The sequence below is a fragment of the Flavobacteriales bacterium genome, from assembly GCA_025210805.1.
GTDB lineage: Bacteria > Bacteroidota > Bacteroidia > Flavobacteriales > CAJXXR01 > JAOAQX01.
Map to the genome: position 1 here is coordinate 14,028 of JAOAQX010000003.1, position 21,021 is coordinate 35,048.

Here is a 21,021-nt window from a genome sequence, read left to right on the forward strand (position 1 = left end):
GCTTTATTTTTTACTAATGAAACATTTTTTTGGTTCGAAATTGTGCAAATCTAATACCCAAAGTCCATTTTCTGAAACAAATCCCAGATTTTTATAATGATCTTCTACCAAAGCATTCTTTGGAGTAGGTAAATATTCTCCCACAAGTTTTGTGATTCCTTTTTCTTTTGCTATTTCTGCCAAAGTATTCAACACAAACAACTCCATCCCTCTTTTGAGCACTCTACAACTCATAATCCAAGTATCAATAAAGGCTTCTTGATCTTTAATTTTAGTAATCAATAAACAAATTAGTCCGTTTTCCCCGTATTTATCATCAAGTGTAAAGGTTAAATCGATCACATTTTCATCCTCCGCCATTTGTTTTACGTCGTCCTCGGTGTAACGAATTGTACGTAGATTAAATTGATTAGACCTCTGTGATAACTGAGCAACTCTTGGAGTGTTAAAGTTATTAAACTCCTCTACCTTTGAAGACATCTCCATACTTTGTAAAAAATCGCCCTCATTGGTGAATTTCTTACGTGCAACAGCTCTTTTTGCTTGTTCTTGGTATTGAGCCGTTCTCTTTTTATCATTTTCAGAATAAGAAGCCGTCTCAAAAAGATTGAGCGTTCTAATATAACTCATATACTCTGCAGGGTCTTCTGGTAATTCGGGTACAGTAATCCCTTCTGGAACATTGGTTCTTACCATATTTCTTTCAAAAGGATTATCATCTAAAAATACCATTGAGTCATACCCAATATTGAGTACTTCTTTGATATGTCTAATATTATCGGCTTTATTCTCCCAGTTTGCAACAAACATAGAAATATCACTTAATCTAAGCACCATTTCTGGATGTTTTTCAAAGGGTTCTTTAGCAACAGACTCTGTATTTTTTGAACAAATGGCTAGAATAATTCCTCTATTTTTCAATTCCAATGCCCAAGTTTGTAGCTCGGTAAAGGCTTTTCCTATTCCCAAATCTCCCACTTGGATTCCTTCTACTCCGTCGTCTCCAATAATTCCACCCCAAGTGGTATTATCCAAATCTAAAATCAGACATTTTTTAAATTTTCCTTCTATAGAGGCAAGAATATCTGTGAATCCGTTTGCCAAAGGTGGAATAAATTCCAAACCATAAGCCATATCGGCATTTACATACATTTTTGCATCAAAAACCGTTTCATTTCCCAGCTCTGTTTGAAGACTCAAAAGATCTAGAAGGTAAGAATCTGGGAGTTCTTGTACCATTTCCATCATCAAGAAATTGATTTTCCTAAGCTGGAATAAAAAGGAATTCGCTATTTTATTGGCGAAATTTCCAAAAACCGAATCGTTTATCTCCACAAAATTATCAAAGACCACTTTCGTCTTGGTTCTTTCTTTTAAAACTTGATAATAATCTTTTTGTTTTTCGATAAAATTTTGGGCAAATATTTCTCTTTCTTCAGAACTGCATTTTTGAAATTTCTTGAGTAGTTTAGGAGAAGATTGACTAATGAATGTGTATTGAGGATCAAACTCATATAGAGTAGAATTGGGGTTTTCTATCTGTTGATCAATTTGATTATAATCCGCCTCAAAAACAATCAATTTATAACCCTTTTCTATCGCATAGCCTTCTATAGCTCTTCTTACAAACTGTGTTGCATAATCTCCAAGTATGGCTACTTTTATTTCTTTAAAACCTGCTGTTGGCTTTTTTAAGTTTTTCTTTAGTTGATTGAATGTAAGCATAATATTTATTTTGAAAGAAATTATCAATTCTTGATAGCTTTTCCTTTCATTACAGAAACAAAATTAAGGTAAATAACTTAGCCAGCCATAAGAGATTATTGGAAAATATTGAATATTATTTTTATATTAAAAGTTCTCAATAAAATTTTGTCAATTCAGTCCCAATGATCCCGGAATAAACTCTGCCCCACCCATCCGGAAGTGATTTTTGATGAAATGTAACGAGTTCTCGATAAAATTTCTTTTTCGCTTCCCTACAAAGAAATCATTTGAACTGGCAATGTCATTAAAATTTTTCATCGTTTCTCTTCAGAGTGGATTCCGAAATTTCAATAATTGGAATAAATCATTTAACTTGCTTTTTTTATTTTATAACATCTTAAAAATAGTTTGATCTATGAAAAAGGTACTTATTTCAATTGTTTCTCTTTTTATTATCGGTATTATTTACATTTTTTCGTCTGGGAATACCTACCTATTCAAAGCTTGGAAGAACACTTACTTGTCAGGGAGTTCCAAAGCAAGCATTTTTGACAAAGAAGATTTTGAGCTTGCCACGGTCTCTAAAGGATCGACACAAGAATGGCAACTGAGCCCCACATACAATCAAAAAAAACTGAACACAAAGATCACTTCAGAACTTGAAAATCAAGAAAGTGTAGCTCTTTTAGTATTTCAAAAAGGAAAATTAGATTTCGAAAAATACTGGGGAAAAGGAGGTATCAATGTCACTTCAAATTCCTTTTCTATGGCAAAATCTGTGGTGAGTACTTTAATTGGAATTGCCATGAAAGACAATAAAATTGATAATGTTTTTCAACCTGTAACAGATTTTCTTCCAGATTTTGGAAAAGGACTTGATAAAGAAAAATATTTCAACCACAAACTAGAAATACGACATCTTTTGAGTATGCAAGCTGGTTTAGAGTGGGAGGAAGTATATAGCAAACCTTCAAGTACGGTAAGAGCCTATTATGGTGACGATATAAAAAATCAAATGCTTTCCCTAAAAGTAGTAAAAGAACCGGGTAGTGAATATGTTTACCAAAGTGGGGCAACTCAACTTTTGGCAATGATTTTAGAAAAAGCAACAGGAATGACCCTTGCAGAATATGCCTCTCAAAAATTATGGAAACCTTTAGGTGCAAGAGCAGATGCAACCTGGCACCTTGAAGGAAGCGGTGAGGAAATCGCTTTTTGTTGTTTAAACTCAACCGCAAGAGACTTTGCTAGAATAGGACAATTGTATCTACAAAAAGGAAAATGGAATGGACAAAACCTTGTTCCAGCTCCCTATATTGATATTGCTACCCAAGCCAGTAATAAAAAAGGAAATTATGGTTACCAATGGTGGATAGAATCTAATTACAGCAAGCCCTTCTATTATATGCAGGGTTTTTCTGGACAATATGTTGCCGTAATTCCAGATTTGGATTTAGTAATTGTTAGACTAGGAGAACAAACGGTAGATGGACAATCACTTAAAATTTATGTAGAGGAAATTATAAAAATGTATTCTTAAAAAAGTTTACATTTGTATGAACCCGTAAAACAACAACCAAAAAACAATTAAAAAAATGAAATTCGAATTACCACAATTAGCGTATGCATACGATGCATTAGAGCCACATTTTGACGCAATGACTATGGAAATTCACCATAGCAAACACCACGCAGGATATACTGCAAAACTCAATGCAGCCATTGAAGGTACAGAGTATGCCGAAATGAGTATTGAAGAAATGATGGCAAAGGGTGAGAGCCTTCCTGGAGGAGTAAGAAACAACGGAGGAGGTTATTATAATCACCGTCTTTTCTGGAATATTTTGAGTCCAAACGGTGGAGGAAAACCATCGGGAGCAATAGCTGAAGCAATTGATAGAGATTTTGGAAGCTTTGAAAAACTACAAGAAGAATTCAACGCTGCTGCTGCTACTAGATTTGGTTCTGGGTGGGCTTGGCTTTGTGTGAAAAACGGAAAACTAGAAGTTTGCTCTACCCCAAATCAAGATAACCCATTAATGGGTATTGGATGTAGTGGTACACCAATCTTAGGACTTGATGTATGGGAACATGCTTATTACTTAAAGTTTCAAAATCGTCGTCCTGATTATATCAATGCATTTTGGAATTTGATTAACTGGGAGCAAGTTCAAAAAAACATGGAAAATGCTTAAAGCATCATCCAAATTCTTCTTAATCCATAATTAAGAAGATAGACAAAATACGAAGAGTGTTACACTAAGGTGTAACACTCTTTTTTTTTTATTTATAGCACATAAATCACAAAAATAAGGGGGTTCTTCACAATTACTGAAGAAATAATTCAACTATCTATTGTTTTTTATATATTAGTAATTATATATAAATATACACGCACCAATTTTACATACTATGAACAGTAACCAATTTAAAGAAATCCATATTGGTAAGATTATTTTTGAATTAGTTCAAGATAAAGATTTCGATAATTTCGATTTAACAAAACTATTGAACTGTGACCATAATGAACTTATGAATATGTATGAAAGCGAAAGTCTAGATGCCTCTGTTTTATTAAAGTGGAGTAAGATTTTAGACTACAATCTATTCATGTTCTACCACACACATTTACAAATTTATAGTCCATCTTCTGCTAGAGCTCAAGCACCAAAAGAAAACACTAAAAAAGTATATCCTGAATTTAGAAAAAACTATTATTCACCTGAAATAAAAACTTTTATCCTTGAACTTATAGAAAAAAAGGAATTGGAAATTCAGGAAATCATCAATAGATATTCGATTCCAAAAACAACCATTTATCGCTGGATAAAAAAACATAATGGGGCAACGAATAATGAAGTTGAAAAAAAAAAGATTATTCCTAAAATAAATGATGTAAATCATAAGAGGATTTTCAAGGATATGCTGAAGTCTCATTCTTCTCTTAAAAGTACAGAATTATTAGACAAAATTGATACTATTGAGAATATAAAAGATGTAATTGCTATAAATAGTGAAATCAGTAAACACCTAGACAGCAAGTACTCAAAAGAGATGTATCAATCGTTAAAAAGCTTTGATAAAGATCTAATAAGCAAGATATTAAAAGAAAAGAAAGACAATAATTTAACAACCAGTGAAATCGCAAGAAAATACCAAGTAAGCCGAAATACTATTTCACGTTGGGAAAGCCAATATGTGAAATAACCACCTATTTCATTATTGTCTTTTGATATTTTTTATTTACATTTCCAAACAAAAGTCTAATCCATTATAAACTCAAATGAATACAGAATTTGGAATTTTCATTGTTGAAGATAAAACTTTAACAAGATTAGCTTTAGAAATTATGATAAAAAATAATGGCTTTGCTTTCATTGGATCAGAGCCAACTGCCGAGAAAGCTTATGAACTGATTAGTGAAAACAAGTCTAAAGTTGACTTAGTATTAGTAGATATCAATTTAGCAGGTGAAAACGATGGTTTCTGGCTCGGAAAAAAACTCAAAGACTTAGAAATTCCCTTTGTAATTATCACCGCATACAATGATTCTAAAACACTTCAAGGGATTATTCGATCTGGTGCAGAGACGCATATTATGAAACCTTTCGTTGAGACGAATGTGATTACAAATATTAAGTTGATTCTTGAAAAATATGCGAAAAAGGATGAAGAACCAGATTTTATCTATATCAAAAGCAACAGAAATAAGATTAAAATTGATTTGAAGAAAGTTCACTTCGTAAAATCTGAAGGAAATTATATTATCTTATTCTACGATGATCAAAATTATATTCTACGAAATAGTATTCCAAAGTTCCTTGAAGAGAACACCAGAGACTATCTCGTGAGAACTCATCGTAGATATATTATCAATTTGAGCAGGATTGACCAGTTTAACTCTAAAGAAATTGTGATTAAAGATGAAATTATCCCCATCTCTGGTAGCTTTAAAGATCATTTCAATAGCCGATGGAGTGAAATTGAAAAATCTAATAGATAATCACACACACCAATTACTTGTTATAAATACTACCTCTTTATAAATTGGAGAAAGTAAGGAAGTCTGTTTTGAGTATTTAAATAGTAACGTTCTTCTTCGGCTCCAAAACTCCTAAAAAATCGTTTTACCCCTTCTATACTGGATCCCTCGAAATCTATCGTTTTGACATTTTCGCATTGTTCAATAAAAGTATGAACCAGTAAGTTCATCGCTCGATGTTTTCTCCCAACTTCATTCGAGATAGAAACCATATAGTAAGCAGTTTCCTTATGTATTAACCACATATTTATCGCTACAAGTTCATTTTCTCTGTAAGCTTGGTATATTTTTAATTTTCCACAAGAAAATAGTTGAGACAAAACATTTCTCATTTGCTTTTCTTGAGATCTATTTAAGGTAGCTCCTGTAAAATGAAAATTATTAAAATAGAAAGTTAAACTTGTTTCGATATCTGTAGAGGGCTGAACAATAATATGGTTTTTTACCGCAGAGCGAATGGCACGCCTAAGTCGTTCCCCTCTTTTCCCTGTTGGAGGATAATCCGCCAATGACAGCATACAATTTGTTCTTTCTTGAGCCTTCCCTAATTTTAAATCTTGAACCGAAGAATAAGCTATATAATGATAGCGAGATTGCAATTTATCAGAAAAAGCTAATAAAACCTCCTCTGGAATATTTTTATTGGGAAAAATCCCTAACTGCTGTGTAAGAATAGGAAGTTGAGCAAATTTCCAAAACATTTTTTTTTGGAGAGAAATTGGTAACACAAAGTCATAATTCCCAAACACCAAACACTCCCATTTTTTATCAAAAACGATGTCTAAATACCAAGGTTGCGCATAGACCTTAGCATCTTGCACACAGATTTGGTAAAACTGAATATTGATATTTTCTCGAGAGATTACTTGTATTTCTGACAACTTTTTTGAATGAAAAAATTAATAATGGCAGCTTCTTTAGGCTAATTTATTACATTTGAAAATAAAAGACAAACAACATGGAATTTATCAAAACTCTACACAGTCATTTTAGCTACCTAGTGGCTATGGTTATCTTTATTGCATTTATTACTTCCACAATTGGTTTATTGAAGAAAAAATTTGGAGTAAAGGACCTAAAGTTATCTTTGATCGCCTTAATCCTTACGCATATTCAATTGCTCTTCGGACTGATTTTATTCTCTCCTCACATCATGAATTTTGGGAGTTATATGGGAGAAAAGGCTGCAAGATTAAGATTTGTAGAACACCCAATGATGATGGTATTAGTTGCCGTATTTGTAACTATTGCTCATTCTAAAACAAAAAAGAATCCTACTGCAGGAGTCATGAAGACAAGAACGATTCTTTATGGTCTTTCTGTGCTTTTTATTGCCTTGAGAGTTTTACCATTCTGGTTGGCATAAACAAGAAAATACTCTATGTCTATAGAAATAAAAAAACATAAAAAAGAACGTGTTGTTCTTGTGGGGGTAATTACCCAGCTTCAAAATGAAACCACCGCTCAGGAATACCTCGATGAGCTAGAATTTCTAGCGTTTACAGCGGGTGCAAAAACTCTTGGGCGTTTTCAACAAAAATTGACCAAGCCAAACCCTAAAAGTTTTATTGGAACAGGAAAAATTGAAGAAATCAATGTCTTTATCAAAGAACAGGATATAGACACCGTAATCTTTGATGATGAGCTCTCGGCTTCGCAACTGAGAAATTTGGAAGAGATGATGAATTGTAAAATTCTGGATAGAACCAATCTAATCCTTGATATTTTTGCTGCCCGTGCTCAAACTTCTTATGCCGTTGCACAAGTGGAACTTGCCCAATATCAATACCTACTTCCACGTCTTACAAGAATGTGGACTCACCTCCAAAAACAAAAAGGGGGAATAGGAATGAAAGGTCCTGGAGAAAAAGAAATTGAAACAGATAGAAGGATTATACGTGATAAAATTTCTCTACTCAAGAAGAGGCTCAAGACCATTGATAAACAAATGGCAACTCAAAGAAAAAATAGAGGACAATTGGTTCGTGCTGCTTTAGTGGGTTACACAAACGTAGGAAAATCAACGCTCATGAATTCTTTGAGCAAGTCTCAGGTTCTTGAAGAAAATAAACTTTTTGCCACACTAGATACTGCGGTGAGAAAAGTAGTAGTAAAAAATCTTCCATTCTTATTAACAGATACTGTTGGATTTATTAGAAAACTACCTACCCAATTAATAGAATCTTTCAAATCTACACTAGATGAAGTAAGAGAAGCCGATTTTCTCATTCATGTAGTAGATATCTCTCATGCGAGTTTTGAAGATCATATTGCCGCCGTAGAAGGTATTCTAAAAGAAATAAATGCCGATGACAAGCCTGTTATGATGGTTTTCAATAAAATTGATTTATTTGATTTTACCCCAAAAGATGAAGATGATTTAACCCCTGTTTTGAGAGAGAATCTTTCTTTGGAATATTATCAAAATCATTATCAAAACAAAGAGCATATTGATGCCATTTTTATCTCAGCAAGAGATCGTGAAGACATCAATAAACTAAAGGAAAAACTCTATAAACCTATTGCAGACATTCACAGGAAGCGTTTTCCTTACAACAGTTTCTTATTTGATTATTACGACGAAGAACAAGATTCTTAATTCATGGAACAAACCAAATATCAAAAAGGTGAAGTACTCCTTGTAGACAAACCATTGGAATGGACTTCTTTTCAGGCGGTAAATAAACTCAAGCATGCGATTCGTAGGACTTATGGTCTGAGAAAAATAAAAATAGGACATGCCGGAACGCTTGATCCACTTGCTACAGGTTTGCTCATTATATGTACGGGTAAAAAAACCAAAACAATTACTGAGTACCAAGGGCAAGCCAAGGAATATACAGGAACTATTACTCTGGGAGGAACCACTCCAAGCTATGATCTGGAAACAGAAATAGACCAAGAGTATCCCACTGAACATATCACCGAAGAAGCCATTCAAGAAATTGCTGATTCATTTTTAGGCGAACAAGATCAATTTCCGCCCATTTTCTCGGCACTAAAACAAAAGGGAGAAGCGCTTTATAAAAAAGCTCGTCGGGGTGAAGAAGTGGAGGTAAAAGCCCGAAAGATCACTTTCTACGAAGTAGAAATCACCAAAATATCTATGCCCAATATCCATTTTAGGGTCCTGTGTAGCAAAGGAACTTATATTCGTTCTTTTGCCTATGATTTTGGAAAAAAACTTAAATCGGGTGCACATCTTTCTGCTTTAAGAAGAACTAAAATTGGGGATTTTTCTGTGAAAAATGCTTGGGAATTAACAGAACTCGTTTCTAAAATTGAATCGGAAATAGAGTAAAACTATCGATTAAGATTTATTAAACTAAAATCCCCTAGATTACATTTCTCAATCTAGGGGATTTTTTCACTTTATAGGAATACAGATATCCAAAATAAATTTATTTTCAGGATGTGTCCTATAATCATTCTGATAGATTTCAAAAGGTTGTGCCTCTGCCATTTCATAACCCTGATCGTTTAACCAGATAAAAGCCCCTGTCCAAGCTTTTTCAAATTCTTCTAAACCGATTTCCATTCTACTCACCACCATTTTTCCGCCAGGAATTGTTTGAGTTCCTATTTCTCCATCGGGCATCACATCTTCATGTACCACCATACAGGCACTCATTCTTACTTTGTCGGACTCAGTAGTTTTAAAACTATCATGATATAAAGTCGCCATTTTAAATTCGGGATGAGTCATATATCCTTTTGGAGCTCCCCACTGGATGAGCCTTTCAAAACTCCCCGGCATTTTCCCTACTCCTATACAAGTAATATAGGCAACTTTCATAGGTTTCATTTCTTTTACTTCAATGTTTGCATTCATAGTAATCCATTTTTTTAGTTGAACAATGGTACAAATGTATTGCTGCCTTTCTTCAAGTATTTGATGATTATTGCTATTGATTTGATTCATCTTGCGATGATTATTTTTTTTATAAAAATCTGTAGGACTCATATCATATTTTTTCTTGAATGCACGAGAAAAGCTTGCATGACTTCCGAATCCACAATCCACAGCCACAGAAGCTACAAGTAGATTTTTGTCATGAATGAGTCTATTCGCTGCTTTTTGCAATCTCTTTCGAGTGATATACTCATTGAGCGTTTCTCCTACAATGATTTTAAAAATTCTATGAAAATGAAAAGGAGAAAATAAAGCCTTGCGAGCAATTTTTTCTAAAGAAAGATCTTCTTGCAAATGCTCTTCAATATAGGTGAATACTTCATTAATTCTTTTAATATATTCGGTTTCGGTATAGTTTTCAGGTGTTTTCAACAGATGACTCTTTTTCCAAAGATAGAATAGATTCTTTTATTTTTTTATACTTATCTTGCTCTTAGCAAGTAATCAGCATAATATCAAATGAAACTCATAAAAGCGCAAAAATCTCAAATAGAGACTATTTGGCAAATTCTCCAAAAGGCGATCGAAAGAAGAAAAGAAGACGGTAGTAATCAATGGCAAGATGGTTATCCAAATATTCAAACTATTCAGCAGGATATTGATGCGCATTCTGGCTATGTTTTGATAATCTGAAGAAAAATGAAATTATCAATATCGTAGAAAATGACTTTGATTTGGACCAATAGCAATAAGTTATGTAACCATTACTCTTACGAAACTAACGAACTGGATAATTCACAAATGAAAAACTCTTTTCTTTGATTTCAATAAACAACCAGCACATGCGAATAAGATTAGTAATCTTAGAGAAATCTGTCATATAGTCTTTGAATGGTAAAACTTATAACACACTAACATTACTTTGTGTATAAAAGACTACACTTACAACCCTTAATGGTTTATTATTAAAACAATACAAATGTTGCAATAATCAATTCATATCTAATACTTAATACATTATTTCCATTTTTCCTCACAAGTATATTATTAATATTACTTAACTTTGTGGCAATTTTACTATTGAGTAGATCAATAATGTTAATTTTTTTGTAATTAAAAAAAACTCAAATAGACTACAAATAAAATACTAATTCATATGTTTAAAAGGATAACTATCTTGCTATTACTAGCAATTCATTCAATTATTTACGCTCAGGTAGGTATGGGAACTATTAGTCCGCATGTATCTGCTATATTAGATATTGAAAGCACAAATAAAGGTTTTTTGCCTCCAAGATTAACTGAAGCAGAAAGAAACGCCATTGTAAATCCAGCCCAAGGCTTACTTATTTATAATTCCACTAAAAAATGCCTAGAAGTATATACGGCCACCGGTGGAGGGAATAACACTGCGGATTGGCAAAGCCTTTGCTCAGGAAGTGGTGGAGGAGGCGTATCTCCTACAGCTCCAAACAACCCATCAGGAAGCCTTAGCTTAAGCACACAAACGTGTTTTGATATTGCAGAAAGCAATGATTTTAGTGCTACATGTGGATCTTTAGCGTTAAGAGCAAATTTTAAATCCGATTTCTCTCAACAAGCCACCTACGAACAAACGATTACTATTCGTACGACTATTGCTGTGACAGACCTCGCTTTAGTAGCTGTTAATGTAGTAGGGGACGTGATTCAGAGCATTAGCCAACCCACCTTAACAAACCTTACGGCAAGTGGACCTAATTCTACAACCACTGCTACAATCACTTATAGACAAGACTTAAATACTACGGCACTAGGAACAACCACTATTAATGCTTTTGTGGCTGATATCTATTTAACTTACAAAGAACAGGGGGTAGATAAACAAAATAAAATTTCTACTACGGTAAAAGATTGTGATTGTAATAAAATTACCTCAGCATGTGGCTGGACCTCCGTATATGTAAACAACTTAGGAGAAGTTTATTCAACAGGATTAACAGGTGGCGGAGCCGCAGGTAGAGGTGTGAATGGAGGTCCTATACCTCATTCTGATTTTGAAAAAATTAATTTCCCTAATCACAATGGAAATGTGGCACAAATAGTAGAAACAAGTAACGGTAATAGTCACACGTTGGCATTAGATGCACAAGGAATAGTGTACGGATTTGGAAGTAGCATTTTGGGGGAACTAGGTCTACCTGATAGTTTTTATCTAACACCTGTAGTTATTTCAAATTTTTTACCCGCTAACGAAAAAGTAATACAAGTGAGTGCAGGTTGGGCAACATCTTATCTACTTACAAATAACCACAAGATTTATCGAACAGGAGCTGGGGCCTATGGGCAACTCGGAAATCAATCTACAGACAATATAGCTACGTTTCAGCATTTAGATTTAGATGATGACTACTATAAAAATCAAAACAATGGGCAGGTGCCTATCCCTATCTCAATCTTTGCAACTAGAGAAAGGGCATTTTTTATCGATCAAAATAATAAAATTTGGGCTACAGGAAGAAGATTATACGGAGGTACAGGTCTATCTAATCCCCTTGACTACAGGAGATTTGGTAAAGTTGAAGGGGTCGCTGACCCTTCCGTAAATAAAAGACTCCCTCAAAACTATCAAGTTGCCCAATTGACAGCTACCGCTACTAATACGGTAGTTCTATTAACCGATGGTTCTCTTTATGTAGCAGGGCATGGTGCTGCAGGTATAAGTGGTGCGGTTTCAAACACGGGAGCACAACATGTAGAACATTTTGAAGAAATACAAAAAGATCCAACTGGAGCCCTAAATTATAGCACTGCCAATATAGTTAGGATCTATTTAGCCAATAACTATGATAATGCTCGATCTAGACTATTTGTCCTCACTTCCGACAACAAGCTCTATATGAGAGGAAGCAACTTCCATTTCGCTGGTGGTGTTCAGAATCCTGTGCCAGGAATTGCTGGTTTTAATAAATTTGTTGAAGTAAATTTATCAGCGCTTAATGGATCTAGAGTAAGGTCAATAAAAACCCTTGAATGGGTAACTGGACTCATAACAGAGGATGGAAAAATTTATACCGCAGGAGCAACTACATATAACAATTTAATGAGAACCGTAGATACTACTAAGCATGCATTCCGACCAGCAGAATTTCCCAATGCAATAAATAATACTTGGGTACATTAAAAAAAATCTATTTTTTAGAGTAACATTAAATCCCTTATACTATTTGAAATAGAGTAAGGGATTTAGTATTTAATAAGCTTTCATTGATTGTGAAGTATAAAACCTCTTGTTTTTTTTGTCCCGAGAGCTCTACACAATATCTCTATTGCATTCATCTACTCAAAGGTATTATGCTGATTACTTGCTAAAAATCACTATGAACGTAGTGAATAAATGAGTAATTTTAGCAAGTAATCAGCATAATATCAAATGAAACTCATAAAAGCGCAAAAATCTCAAATAGAGACCATCTGGCATATTCTCCAAAAAGCCATAGAAAGAAGAAAAGAAGACGGTAGTAATCAATGGCAAGATGGTTATCCAAATATTCAAACTATTCAGCAGGATATTGATGCGCATTCTGGCTATGTTTTGATGGAGAATGAAACCATCTTGGCTTATTTATCGATTGTAAAAGACAAAGAGCCTGCTTATGCAGATATTGTAGGAAAATGGCTAACTAACCAATCCTTTCTTGTGATCCACCGCTTGGCAGTTTCACCAGAATACCTTGGGAAAGGAATTGCCAAAAGGGTATTTAAAGAAGTTGAAAATATAGCACTATCTCAAGGTGTTTTTAGCATCAAGGTGGATACCAACTTTGACAACAAACCCATGCTCCATATTTTCAAAAAACTGAACTATAGTTATTGTGGCAAAGTCTATTTTAGAGGTTCTGAACGCTTGGCTTTTGAGAGGGTGTTACTCCCCGAATAACCATTGGAATTCTTCTTCATTAAGTCCATCAATTTGTTTTAATTCATTATGAAAATTTCTGAGGTATTCCGCATGATATATATATCCATTTAAATTCTCTTTTGTTAATCTTTTTTGATTTATCAGCAAATTGATAATCTCACTATTTAAACCATCATTTTCTGCGAGTAGCCTATTTTCTACTCTTGATTTCCTAAGTTTATCAAGACCCCCAATTATATTTCCAAAATCAATCTCTGGGGATTTTTTTATAGAGTTATGGATTCTTTTTAGAAAATCACAGTAAAGATCATTATCTATAAGCTTATAGAAAGTAACGGGAATTTGAAAAAACCAAATAATTGAAAATTGCATTCTCTGCTCTACACTTTTAATAATTTCTAAATGTTCATTGACAATCACGACCTTTTGCTCTTCACTTTCACCACCGGCAATCTGCTCTGGTGATTCAATCCCAATATGCACTCTTAAAGAATCATTTAATAGCTTAACTAAGTTTGAAATAAACTGTCCATTGTCTCTTTTTTGGTTCAGACTGCATATTTTTTCGATAAAGTCTAAAGAAGGCTTAAGACCCAAATTAGATCTTAATTTATTTTCAATAATTAAGTAAATCTGTTTATCAAGCCCCTCTTTTATCCATTTCTCAATTTGCGTGAGTTCAAAAGTATTAGAGAAAATATCTTCAAAATGTTTGATATCAATTGTGAAGATCTGCGAATTAAAATAATAATGGTAATATTCAATATGAGAAATGGCCAATGTAGATACAGAATTTTCACTTTTTTTTGAAAATAATTCTTTAATGATATACATAACTTCCTTTTGACCCCTTTTATCCTCTTTATATAATTTTTTTATTAAGGTTTCCATATTTTCATTTACATCAGTAATAAAGCCCTTGTTTTCTTGATCTTTCATAGATTTATAGGATAAATTCTCGATATCTTTTTTTAAACAGGAGTAAGCTTTTAAATAGCCAGTTTTTAGAATACTTAGATAAAAAACTTGGTGAAACCAAAAATATTTAAAATTCGGGCTTTGCTTAAAAATTATCAATGCATTCAGAATCCTTTTTATCTTTCTGAAATTATTAATCCTTAAAAAAGAAATTCCTAGGTTATCGAATTCATCATCTGAACTTACACCATGCTTTTCAACAACTCTTAAACCTAGTCTCAAACTTGCAAAATGAGCTTCCAAATTAGATATTTCCTGCAAATTTTCAGGAAATATTTCTTTTAATTTTCTTATAAAATAATTTAAAAAGATTTCCTGCTTTACAAGCCCTAAATCATATTCTAAATTGACAATTTTTTCCATAAAATGATAAGGATTTGCATCTATGGAACGCTTCAATTGTTTAGCAACATACTCTTTATCATAACCGAGAACATAGACCATATTTGGAAAATTTGCGGTATTTCTAATGAGTTTAAATACTTCCATTATTTCTTGAGCATCCAAGCGATCAAGATCGTCAACAAACACCCAGACTTTTTTATCTAAGGAATTAATTTTTTTTACTAATGATTCATATATTTCTCTTTGTGTTTGTTTAGGATAGAATAAACTTAAAGCACTATCCAGCCAAGACTTTTTAAAGGCACTGTTTATACTGACCAAATACCGCTTTATTGATTTATCGATATCAAAGAAATAGAACGATAAATGGCGTTCTAGCTCATCAAAATAGGTTCTTAAAATAGCTTCTTTTGAATTCAGTTTCCAAGGATGAAAAATAAAGCTAATATGATTTTCGGACTCAACTTCCTTCTCAAGTAAATTCATAAAAGTAGTTTTACCTTCTCCCCATTTACCTAAAATGGATAAGGTAAAAGCGTCATTATTGTTTTTTACTTCCGAAATTTTGTTGAAAATCATTTTTACTTCATCACTTCTATTCAATTGATCTGCCTCTTCACTGGTTTCATCATTAAGCAAAGAGCCCGCTTTTTCTTCAGCCTTTTCACGTGCTCGTTTTTTTATTACTTTGCATGATGCAAAGAGAGCCGCAATAACAAGGGTTAAACCAATAGGACACACGAAGACTTGTAAAATTTCTTTTTTTCCGAAATTTAGATCCTTTAAATCAGAAAAATAGCCAAAAAGGAATAGAAGAAGTATATTAATGGCTATCATCCAATCTCTAAAGCGTAAAACCGCTTCAAAAATTATTATTTTGAGCACCATAATTCCTCCAATTATCACAACGATAGTTGTAGAAATCCCAATATTTTCCTTATTTAAAACAAAGGTAAAAAAGTCCTTCACCAAGTATGAAAGCTTAGACATTACGAGAAACAAAAAAAGATTCAGAAATACTAAAACTACAATGAGCTTAATATAGGCTGATTTTTGTTGAATAATTTGTTGAATAGATGCCATATATAAAAATTGAATATTGTAACAAAAATAATCAAATCAAAAAAAAATCTCCATTTTTCAATTAAGAAAAATGGAGATGACCATCATTAACTTTTAGTTATTATACTAAATAGCTTGTTTTCTACAGAACTCGCAAAACATGTAGAATCCTGATGGTTTTATTTTCATTTTGAGTTCATGAACGTACTTGCTCAATACAATTGCTTCTATTTACTCTCTATAATCTTCATTATCGGTACCATTATTGGCATCTGGAAGCATATTGTTTCCAGAATTATTAACGGCCTTTCCATTTACATCTTGATATCCTGAATTTGGAGTGGCATCTGCATTGTCATGCAATCCATCATTATCTTTATCAGAATTAGAAAAAGTAAAACCAGACTCTTGAATATCGGTTTGCCCATCGTTATCTGAATCGGCATCTAAGAAATCTAAAAGATTATCTCCATCTGAATCTGTAGGATTTGTTAATCCGTTATTTCCATAAGCTTGGAGTCTTCCTTGCGCATCAGATTGTGTACCTGGGGCAATATAATTGGAAGAAGTTTGATACTCCACATTATCTGGTATTCCATCATTATCAGAATCAAGGTCCATTTGGTTTTCTAATCCGTCCCCATCAATATCTTTAGCTTCCAGTTCTAATGTAAAAGCATCAATAAAATTTCCATAACTTGAACCATAACCTATATAAGCTGCAAATTCAAACCTTATTTGAGTAACTCCTGAAGGAACACTATAAGATCCTGAATACACTTTCCAAGCTGAAGAATGAGTAAAAACCGTATCTACAGCAGTTAGATTCCCTATGGGACCAATTTTGATAATCATGGCATCTGTTCGTGGTGCTCCCCATGGTGTTTCTCTACCCTTATGAGCAATAGACCAGTTCACATGGTAATTCTCAATAACCGCAACATCTTGATACAATGAAGCAAATTGATTGGCATTGAGCTCGGCAAAATAATTTCCTTCATAAGGCTGAGTACTTGCAAAACCAGCAGCTGCCAACTCTATTTTCCCTTGTGTGTTTGTTGTTGACCAATAAGGCACATTTGCTTGATTTACGTGTGTCCACCCCCCTGCACTAGGGAAACTAGCACCATTATCAAGGTTTTCAAAACCAGGGTTTGATGGTAGACTCACCGTTACATTATCATGGATATTTAGAATTCCATCACCATCGATATCTTGATCGATGGCATTTGGGATTCCATCATTGTCTAGATCAATTAAAGTACAACCATCAAACTTCAATGAATTCCAAATGTCTCCATTAAAAAATGAGATCGTTCCTTCGCTGGTACAGCAATCTTTACAATAAACCATGAGACCTTCCGCAGGGTTTTGGATAGCTGTAAGCTCTGCAAAACTTAATCTGGGAGGTAAAAAACCTTTATTTGTTGAGGTAACATCGAGAATTGCCGAAGGATTTGGTGATATTGTTCCAATACCCACTTGTGCAAAAGAATTTGACACAAAAAATATTAGAACAAAAAATGAGTTAAGTGCGAGTTTCATCTTTTTTTGTTTTTTGCGGTGGCAAATGTATATAATTTGACACAAAAACAATAATGATTATTACTTTTTAGTAATTACTAAATCAACAAAGCCAAAATTAAATTCACCCAATAAAAGCCGTAGAGATCAACTTTTGTGTATATACTGATTGTGGATTTTTGATAAGTGCTTCACTGGAATTCAATTCTTCTATTTTCCCTTGGTTTAATACCAAAATTCTATCACAAAAATAGTTTACGGATTGAAGATCATGAGAAATAAATAAATAGGTGAGACCAAATTTTTCTCGAAGATCATTGAGTAAATTCATCATTGTCGCTTGGATAGAAACATCTAGTGCTGCAAGAGATTCATCTAGAATAAGCACCTTTGCTCCAGTAATCAACGCTCTAGCAATACAAATTCTTTGACGCTGCCCTCCAGACATTTCTCTAGGGCGTTTGTCAAAAAAATCGGGCGTTAAGCCCACCTGAACAAGTAATTGGCTAATTGCTATGATTCGCTCTTTCTTATTCAACTTCGGTTGATATATTTGATACAGTTCTCCTAATTGCTTTGAAACCTTAGCTCTGGCATCCAAAGAACCGTAAGGATCTTGAAAAATCATCTGAATATTTTTTCGATAATCAGATATCGGAATTTCTCTTATTTCCTTTTCATTTTTCCAATGAATGGAGCCCGAATACTCCTCTGAAAGACGCATGATACATCTTCCCAAAGTAGATTTTCCTGAACCCGAAGCTCCCACTATTCCCAAAGATTCCCCTTCGTAAACATCTAAATTAATATGATGAAGTATCGTTTTATTTTCCTCATAACCAAAACATAATTCTTTTATAGAAAAAAGTATATGTTCTTGATTCAAGGCTTTCTTTTTGAATGATAAGGTTTGTTTTTCATCATTCATTATCTGAGTAACGGTAGGCAAAGGACGTTGATATATTTTTTGTGGACGACAAAGCATCAAAGCCTTTGTATAAAGTTCTTTTGGGGTATTTTTAATGATTTCTACAGTGCCTTGCTCAACTATTCTTCCGTCTTTCATGACCAAAATTTGATCTGCAAACTGAAAGGCAAGATTTAAATCGTGGGTAATAAATAAGATAGAAACACCTATTTCTTCTTGTATTTTTTTGAGTAATTGCAATATCTCGTCTTGAACCAAAACATCTAAAGCAGTCGTTGGCTCATCAGCAATGATTAATTGAGCCTCAGACAACAAAGCCATGGCAATCATGATTCTTTGTTTTTGACCTCCTGAAAGTTCGTGTGGATAACTTTGTAAGATTCTTTGCGTTTCTCTAAGCTCTACTTGATCTAGTACTTTTTTAAGTCTATTCTCCCATTGGTCTTTAGAAAAACTCTTTAATTCTAGAACTTCTTCTAGTTGCTTACCACAACGCATAGAGGGATTTAAGCAATGCATTGGATTTTGAAATATAAATGCCAATTGTTCTTTCCGAAAGTTAGTCATTTCTGTTTCTGAAAACTGAAATATATCCTTTCCTTCCCAAAGGATTTCTCCTGAAGTTTTAAGATTATGAGATAGTAGTTGTGCTATCGAAAGTACTGTCAGACTTTTTCCAGAACCCGATTCCCCAACTACGGCAAGAAAAACTCCTTGGTCAAGATCAAAATTAATGTCCTTTAAGAGTTCTTTCCCATTTGTTGTTTCTATTCCGAAATTCTGAATTCTAAGCATTTTCGTCTGTTTTGTTTATACGAATATACTGTAATGGATAAAAACTAATACTATTTCAGAGTTAATTCACTCATAGCTATTGTGCCGATTCATTGTGAAAACTCACTTATTTCACTTTATTCATAAGTGAGTTTTGAACAAGTCATCTGTATAAATTCAATAATCAACTTACAAAAAAGAAAACCACCAAAAAGATAACAAGAGTTAAATTAATGATGGCTTTCCGATTGAGTATCTAATGTATCTCGTCTTTGATCCTTTCGATATTAGTTTACATTATGATTTGTACAAGTATAATCATTTGCTGCGGCAGGATCATCTGGTCCCTCATCTTTACAAATTCTTCTTCTTGTTCTGTTACTTCCTGTTCCAGTTGATGGTGCCGTTGGTGGTCTTGTAGCGTACACTTTTAACTCTTTTCCATTTGGTAATCCTATAGAAAACCAACCTGAACGCAAACATGCATCACCAGGATTAACTGCACAATTTGTAATAGTAGAATTCACAGTACTTCTCATTTTGTTAACTCCATTAACTTTTACAATATAATCTGAACCATAATCTGCCACACTTGGTAAACCATAAACATATTGCCTAAAGCTTGAATAAAGCCCAATACCACCAGAGAAGAAAGATTCTTGATCAATAACTAATCGTACATTGGCAAAAATATCTTGAACAACAATAGCTACGGTACAATTTTGATGAAAAAGATTGATATTAAGATTATGTGTTCCTGCAGACCCTGTATTTCCAGATAAATTGAACACTAAAGTACCACTACCATTTGCTAAACTCCCAGCTGGAAGCTGTGCCGTTATTCCATTCACTACAAAAGATCGACTAGGATAACTCGCTCCATTTCCACCAGAATAAGGCACGCTTAATGTGGTTCCGTTGGCTATTACTTGATTAGGCTGTAAAGCCGATGATAAACTGGCTCCTGCACAATTTAATGAAGTCACTGATGCCAAAGGTTGGATAATATTTTTCTGAGCTTGACAGGTCTGTCCGTCCACTTGAATATTAAATTGAGCAACTCCTGTAGAATTCGTTGAACCTCCAGTGATGGTTAAATCAAGATTTCCATTGCCTACAGATACATTTCCAGCGGCTGTACTTGCCGTATATCCAGTTATAGTTGTCGAATTTACCGCCAATGCTCCTATTGTACCTCCATTTCCTTGTGTATAAGGTATGCGTATTATGAAGCCATCGCTATTAGTCAATACACGGTTATTTTCAATATCTCCTCCTAAATATTGAATTCCTGCACAATTTAAATTCATACTCGCCTGTGGTACGGCAACTGTTCTATCAAAGGTACAAGAGTTTCCTCCAAATGTAATAGTGTAGGTAAAAGTTCCTACCTGCTGAGGAGTTCCCAAAGCTCTTAAAATCAAATTTTGAGTTCCGTTTTGTACTTCTCCTATATAGCTAAAGTATACTCCATTTACGGTATCTGTAGTAATCGTCTTAATTCCTGCTCCTTGTATATCCACAAGGATCATTTGAGTAACACCACCTGGAAAAGTATTGGTAAACAAAGAGCCCGTTTCTTGTACAGAACACTGCGATACAACAACCACTTGTGGATCTGCACATGGCTTGAACCAATCTGGAGCATTAGGGTCTCCATTGTTCCACTCTAGGCAGTGAGTGCTGGTATTATAAATAACCAAACCTGTAGCAGGGTTCGCTATATTATCTCTTTGAGCGATGCTCATTCTTGGGGGTAAAAATCCTCTTGTTGAACTACTTATATCCAACTTTGAAGATTGATGTGGATTGGAGGTCCCAATACCCACTTGTCCGAAGATATTCATACAAAACATTAAGAATATCGGGAAAAAGGTGCGTTCTACTATTTTCACAACAATGTCATT

17 protein-coding genes are annotated in these 21,021 nt (G+C 33.8%); 10 read left to right on the plus strand and 7 right to left on the minus strand.

Features of this window, described 5'->3' with window-relative positions:
* Window positions 1-3: 3 nt before the first annotated feature.
* Window positions 4-1,725, minus strand: coding sequence for an HAD-IIIC family phosphatase (locus tag N4A45_00675; GenBank protein MCT4663728.1), 1,722 nt, complete (start codon window positions 1,723-1,725; stop codon window positions 4-6).
* 397 nt (window positions 1,726-2,122) lie between these two features.
* Between N4A45_00675 and N4A45_00680 the strand changes: the two genes are divergently transcribed.
* The 4 genes from N4A45_00680 (at window position 2,123) to N4A45_00695 (ending at window position 5,710) form a co-directional block, all read left to right on the plus strand.
* Window positions 2,123-3,247: a beta-lactamase family protein gene (locus tag N4A45_00680; protein ID MCT4663729.1), complete on the plus strand. Its 1,125-nt coding sequence runs from the start codon at window positions 2,123-2,125 to the stop codon at window positions 3,245-3,247.
* Window positions 3,248-3,302: 55 nt separating this feature from the next.
* Window positions 3,303-3,902: a superoxide dismutase gene (locus N4A45_00685; protein MCT4663730.1), complete on the plus strand. Its 600-nt coding sequence runs from the start codon at window positions 3,303-3,305 to the stop codon at window positions 3,900-3,902.
* Between the two features lie 217 nt (window positions 3,903-4,119).
* Complete coding sequence (locus tag N4A45_00690) at window positions 4,120-4,914, plus strand: helix-turn-helix domain-containing protein (GenBank protein MCT4663731.1); 795 nt, start codon at window positions 4,120-4,122, stop codon at window positions 4,912-4,914.
* A 76-nt stretch (window positions 4,915-4,990) separates the two neighbouring features.
* Window positions 4,991-5,710 (plus strand): response regulator transcription factor, encoded by a 720-nt coding sequence (locus N4A45_00695; GenBank protein MCT4663732.1) that lies wholly within the window; start codon window positions 4,991-4,993, stop codon window positions 5,708-5,710.
* A 29-nt stretch (window positions 5,711-5,739) separates the two neighbouring features.
* On the opposite strand, the gene N4A45_00700 is transcribed toward N4A45_00695, so the two are convergent.
* Window positions 5,740-6,630, minus strand: coding sequence for a GNAT family N-acetyltransferase (locus tag N4A45_00700; protein ID MCT4663733.1), 891 nt, complete (start codon window positions 6,628-6,630; stop codon window positions 5,740-5,742).
* A 77-nt stretch (window positions 6,631-6,707) separates the two neighbouring features.
* On the opposite strand from N4A45_00700, the gene N4A45_00705 reads away from it, so the two are divergent.
* Genes N4A45_00705 through truB form a run of 3 tightly spaced genes read left to right on the plus strand, consistent with a single transcriptional unit; the run spans window position 6,708 to window position 9,050 of the window.
* Entirely contained in the window at window positions 6,708-7,115 is a 408-nt protein-coding gene (locus N4A45_00705) for a hypothetical protein (GenBank protein MCT4663734.1), read from the plus strand.
* Between the two features lie 15 nt (window positions 7,116-7,130).
* Window positions 7,131-8,348: a GTPase HflX gene (hflX, locus tag N4A45_00710; GenBank protein ID MCT4663735.1), complete on the plus strand. Its 1,218-nt coding sequence runs from the start codon at window positions 7,131-7,133 to the stop codon at window positions 8,346-8,348.
* Window positions 8,349-8,351: 3 nt separating this feature from the next.
* Window positions 8,352-9,050, plus strand: coding sequence for a tRNA pseudouridine(55) synthase TruB (truB, locus tag N4A45_00715; protein MCT4663736.1), 699 nt, complete (start codon window positions 8,352-8,354; stop codon window positions 9,048-9,050).
* A gap of 66 nt (window positions 9,051-9,116) precedes the next feature.
* Here truB and N4A45_00720 read toward each other — a convergent pair whose 3' ends face one another.
* Window positions 9,117-10,034, minus strand: coding sequence for an AraC family transcriptional regulator (locus tag N4A45_00720; protein ID MCT4663737.1), 918 nt, complete (start codon window positions 10,032-10,034; stop codon window positions 9,117-9,119).
* Between the two features lie 87 nt (window positions 10,035-10,121).
* Here N4A45_00720 and N4A45_00725 point away from each other — a divergent pair, with 87 nt between their 5' ends.
* The 3 genes from N4A45_00725 to N4A45_00735 all read left to right on the plus strand — a co-directional run bounded on the left by N4A45_00725 (window position 10,122) and on the right by N4A45_00735 (window position 13,521).
* Window positions 10,122-10,295, plus strand: a complete 174-nt coding sequence (locus N4A45_00725; GenBank protein MCT4663738.1) for a hypothetical protein — start codon at window positions 10,122-10,124, stop codon at window positions 10,293-10,295.
* 484 nt (window positions 10,296-10,779) lie between these two features.
* Entirely contained in the window at window positions 10,780-12,765 is a 1,986-nt protein-coding gene (locus N4A45_00730) for a hypothetical protein (GenBank protein MCT4663739.1), read from the plus strand.
* 249 nt (window positions 12,766-13,014) lie between these two features.
* Entirely contained in the window at window positions 13,015-13,521 is a 507-nt protein-coding gene (locus tag N4A45_00735; protein ID MCT4663740.1) for a GNAT family N-acetyltransferase, read from the plus strand.
* On the opposite strand, the gene N4A45_00740 is transcribed toward N4A45_00735, so the two are convergent.
* From N4A45_00740 to N4A45_00755, 4 genes are all read right to left on the minus strand, one after another.
* Window positions 13,507-15,909, minus strand: coding sequence for a KAP family NTPase (locus N4A45_00740; GenBank protein MCT4663741.1), 2,403 nt, complete (start codon window positions 15,907-15,909; stop codon window positions 13,507-13,509). The two genes, N4A45_00735 and N4A45_00740, sit on opposite strands and share 15 nt — an antisense overlap.
* A gap of 210 nt (window positions 15,910-16,119) precedes the next feature.
* Window positions 16,120-17,433 carry a hypothetical protein gene (locus tag N4A45_00745; GenBank protein ID MCT4663742.1) on the minus strand — a complete coding sequence of 438 codons (1,314 nt, stop codon included), beginning with the start codon at window positions 17,431-17,433 and terminating at the stop codon, window positions 16,120-16,122.
* Window positions 17,434-17,536: 103 nt separating this feature from the next.
* Window positions 17,537-19,135: an ABC transporter ATP-binding protein gene (locus N4A45_00750; protein ID MCT4663743.1), complete on the minus strand. Its 1,599-nt coding sequence runs from the start codon at window positions 19,133-19,135 to the stop codon at window positions 17,537-17,539.
* Between the two features lie 266 nt (window positions 19,136-19,401).
* Window positions 19,402-21,009, minus strand: coding sequence for a hypothetical protein (locus N4A45_00755; protein MCT4663744.1), 1,608 nt, complete (start codon window positions 21,007-21,009; stop codon window positions 19,402-19,404).
* Window positions 21,010-21,021: the final 12 nt, after the last annotated feature.